This is a genomic window from Falsiroseomonas sp., from assembly GCF_041690465.1.
GTDB lineage: Bacteria > Pseudomonadota > Alphaproteobacteria > Acetobacterales > Acetobacteraceae > Falsiroseomonas.
Genome location: NZ_JAWLHG010000101.1, coordinates 1 through 3,196 on the forward strand (window position 1 = coordinate 1; position 3,196 = coordinate 3,196).

Sequence of the window (3,196 nt, forward strand, 5' to 3'; positions counted from 1 at the left end):
TCGCCGCCGCCTGACCGGCAACCGCCTCGCGCCGGCCATCCAGGCCGGCACGCCCGGACCGCAGCCAGCCAAATTCCAGTTACAAGGACAGGCTCCTAGGCGGCGTATTCCCCGCGGCAGAAGTGCTGGTCCGCGATGGCCTTCAGCTTCGTGGCGGCGTCGGCCAGCCAGGCGGCGTCGCCCCAGAGCACCGCCTCGGGATCAGCGCCGAAGTGGTCGTCGCTGGCCTGCTGCAGTTCGGCGAGCAGGGCGTCGAACTCCGCCTTCTTAGCCAGGAAGGCTTCGAGGCTCCGCTGCTGGTTGGCTTCACGCGTCGTCATCGTGGTCTCCGTCATCCGCATCGCGTGACGGACCATTCGCGCTGTGCCGCGCCCGAGCCAAGCGTGATCGCCAAAGCACCGTTCTTCAAAGGATCTCGATTACATCATGATCGCCGCTGCGCAGCCGGGCCGCGTGGCCTCGCAGCGCGAGGTGGCGCGACGCCTCGGCGTCTCCCACACTGCGTTGCAGAAGGCGCATCGCGCCGGCCGCATCGCACCCGAGGCCGATGGCGGCTGGGACCTGGAGAAGGTCCGGGCGCGGCTGGCCGACAGCAGCGATCCCACGCGGAAGACGGCGGCCTTCGTCGCACCGGTGCCGCCGCGGCCGGTCTCGCCGCCGATCGCAGCGCCCGCGCCCGATCCGCTGCCGCGGGCCGCGGGCAGCACGTTCCACGACGCGCGCACGGCGAACGAGGTGCTGAAGGCGCAGGAGCGCCGGCTGCGGCTCGACGAGCGCAAGGGCAAGCTGGTGGACAAGGCCCGCGCGCTGCTGCTCGTGCACCGCCTCGCCAAGGAGGAGCGTGACGCCATCCTCGCCTGGCCCGCCCGCGTCGCCGCCGAGATGGCGGCCGAACTCGGCGTCGACGCGCACCGGCTGCAGACGATGATGGACACGCGCCTGCGCGAGCACCTGGCGGCGCGGCACGATGTGCGGGTCCAGGTTCCATGATGCCGGGCGAACATCTGCTGGAGGAGCTCGGCCGCTTCGATGGTGACGCCGAGATCCTGCAGGCCTGGCGCGACGGCATGGCGCCGGAGCCGGCGCTGCTCGTGTCGGAATGGGCGGACAAGCATCGCATCCTGAGCAGCCGCGGCTCGGCCGAACCCGGGCCATGGCGGACATCGCGCACGCCCTACCTGAAGGAGGTGATGGACGCGCTGTCGCCGGCACACCCGGCGAGGCGCGTGGTGTTCATGAAAGGGGCGCAGGTCGGCGGCACGGAGTGCGGCAATGGATGGATTGGCTATGTCATCCACCATGCGCCGGGGCCGATGCTCGCGGTGCAGCCGACAACGGAACTGGCCAAGCGCTTCTCCGACCAGCGCATCGATCCGTTGATCGAGGAGACGCGGGCGATCCGGGAACGCGTTGCGCCGGCCCGCTCGCGCGACAGCGGCAATCGTCAGCTCTCGAAGGAGTTCCCGGGCGGGCGGCTGGTGATGACCGGCGCGAACAGCGCAGTCGGCCTGCGCCCCATGTCGGCACGGTTCCTGTTCCTGGACGAGATCGACGCCTATGCCGGCGACGTCGAGGGCGAAGGCGATCCGATCGCGCTGGCTGAGGCGCGGGCCCGCACCTTTGGCTGGCGGCGGAAGGTGTTCCTCGTCAGCACGCCGACCATCGCGGGGCTGTCGCGGATCGAGCGCGAGTATCTGGCGACCGACCAGCGGCGCTACTTCCTGCCGTGCCCGCACTGCCTGGCGATGCAGTGGCTGCGCTTCGAGCGGCTGGTCTGGGACGACGGGGAACCGGAGACGGCACGCTATCTCTGCGAAGCCTGCGACGCGCCGATCGGGGAGCAGCACAAGGCGGCGATGCTGGCTGCCGGGACGTGGCGAGCCACCGCGACGGCGACGGATCCGCACGCGATCGGCTTCCACATCTTAGCGCTCTACTCGCCGCCGGGCTGGATGCCCTGGTCGGAGATCGCCCGGCTCTGGCTCGCGGCGCAGGGCGACGACCGCGCCATCAAGACCTTTCGCAACACCGTGCTGGGCGAGACCTGGCAGGAAGCTGGCGAGGCACCGGACTGGCAGCGGCTCTATGATCGCCGCGAGCACTGGCCCGCGGGCAAAGTGCCGGCGGGCGGCCTGCTGCTGACGGCCGGTGTCGACGTGCAGCGCGATCGCCTCGAGGCGAGCATCTGGGCCTGGGGACAGGATCGCCAGTCCTGGCTGGTTCGAGCACCGCGTCCTGGCGGGGAACCCGTTCGAGGCGGCGGCGCGGGAGGAACTGCGGCTGCTGCTCGGCGAGACCTGGCGGCACGCCAGCGGGCACCGCCTGCCCGTGGCCATGGCCGCGATCGACAGCGGCGACGGCATGACCACCGCCGAGGTCTACGCCTTCGTGCGGCGGTGCGGCGCAGGCCGTGCCATCGCCGTGAAGGGTCAGGACGGGCTGCGCGCCGCGATCGGCCAGCCGGCGGCGACGGAGGTGCGGCGCAACGGGCGGAAGCTCGGTGGCTTGAAGGTCTGGCCGGTGGGCTCCTCCTTCCTGAAGGGCGAGACCTACGGCTGGCTGAAGTTGGAGCGGCCGACGGCAGAGAGCGGCGATCCGTTCCCCGCCGGCTACGTGCATCTGCCCGTGCACGCCGCGGGCGAGGAGTTCTGCCGTCAGCTCATCGCCGAGCAGCTGGTGGCGCGCGCGGGCCGCAACGGCTTTCGCCGACTGGAATGGGTGAAGACCAGGGGACGCAACGAGGCGCTCGACTGCCGGGTCTACGCCCGCGCGGCTGCGGCGGCGGTCGGCATGGACGGATGGGGTGACGGTCGCTGGGCGAGGATGGCCGATGCGCTTTCGCTGCCGGCCGCCGAGCCGGCGCCCTCGCCCGATGCTTCGCCTTCGCCGGCTGCTGGGGCGGCGCGGCCCCGCACGTGGCTCACGCCGCGCACGGGCTGGCTGCGCTGAGAACCCAGTTCGGAACGGAGACGGGTAGAGCTGTGACGGCGTGAGCGGCGTCGGTCCGCAGCGTTCGAGGGGTGTCTGTGGTCCTTGTAGGCTGCCGATGCGGACCGGGTCGGACGCGGCGGCGTGCGCGCCCCTAACGAGCGTCCAACTGCGATAGCTGAGACTTGATCGGACAGTCTGTGTTGGTTCTCGAAGGATGGAGCCGGTGGGCGGGGCGCGGTCCTTGCCCTCGCGCTCGGACCGCGGC

3 protein-coding genes and 1 pseudogene are annotated in these 3,196 nt (G+C 71.4%); 3 read left to right on the forward strand and 1 reads right to left on the reverse strand.

The window, feature by feature from the left end:
- Positions 1 to 95: 95 nt before the first annotated feature.
- Positions 96 to 320: a hypothetical protein gene (locus ACESM1_RS30260; RefSeq protein WP_372625116.1), complete on the reverse strand. Its 225-nt coding sequence runs from the start codon at positions 318 to 320 to the stop codon at positions 96 to 98.
- Between the two features lie 106 nt (positions 321 to 426).
- Between ACESM1_RS30260 and ACESM1_RS30265 the strand changes: the two genes are divergently transcribed.
- From ACESM1_RS30265 to ACESM1_RS30275, 3 genes and pseudogenes are all read left to right on the forward strand, one after another.
- Positions 427 to 990, forward strand: coding sequence for an elements of external origin (locus ACESM1_RS30265; RefSeq protein ID WP_372625118.1), 564 nt, complete (start codon positions 427 to 429; stop codon positions 988 to 990).
- Between the two features lie 200 nt (positions 991 to 1,190).
- Positions 1,191 to 2,162: pseudogene (locus ACESM1_RS30270) on the forward strand (terminase gpA endonuclease subunit); the annotation flags it as partial.
- Complete coding sequence (locus ACESM1_RS30275; protein ID WP_372625120.1) at positions 2,149 to 2,949, forward strand: terminase gpA endonuclease subunit; 801 nt, start codon at positions 2,149 to 2,151, stop codon at positions 2,947 to 2,949. The pseudogene ACESM1_RS30270 and the gene ACESM1_RS30275, both read left to right, overlap by 14 nt.
- The last annotated feature ends 247 nt before the right edge of the window (positions 2,950 to 3,196 follow it).

Excerpts from the sequence above, each read along its gene's own strand:
- ACESM1_RS30260 (WP_372625116.1), bottom strand. The coding sequence starts at position 320 with ATGACGACGCGTGAAGCCAACCAGCAGCGGAGCCTCGAAGCCTTCCTG.
- ACESM1_RS30265 (WP_372625118.1), top strand. The coding sequence starts at position 427 with ATGATCGCCGCTGCGCAGCCGGGCCGCGTGGCCTCGCAGCGCGAGGTG.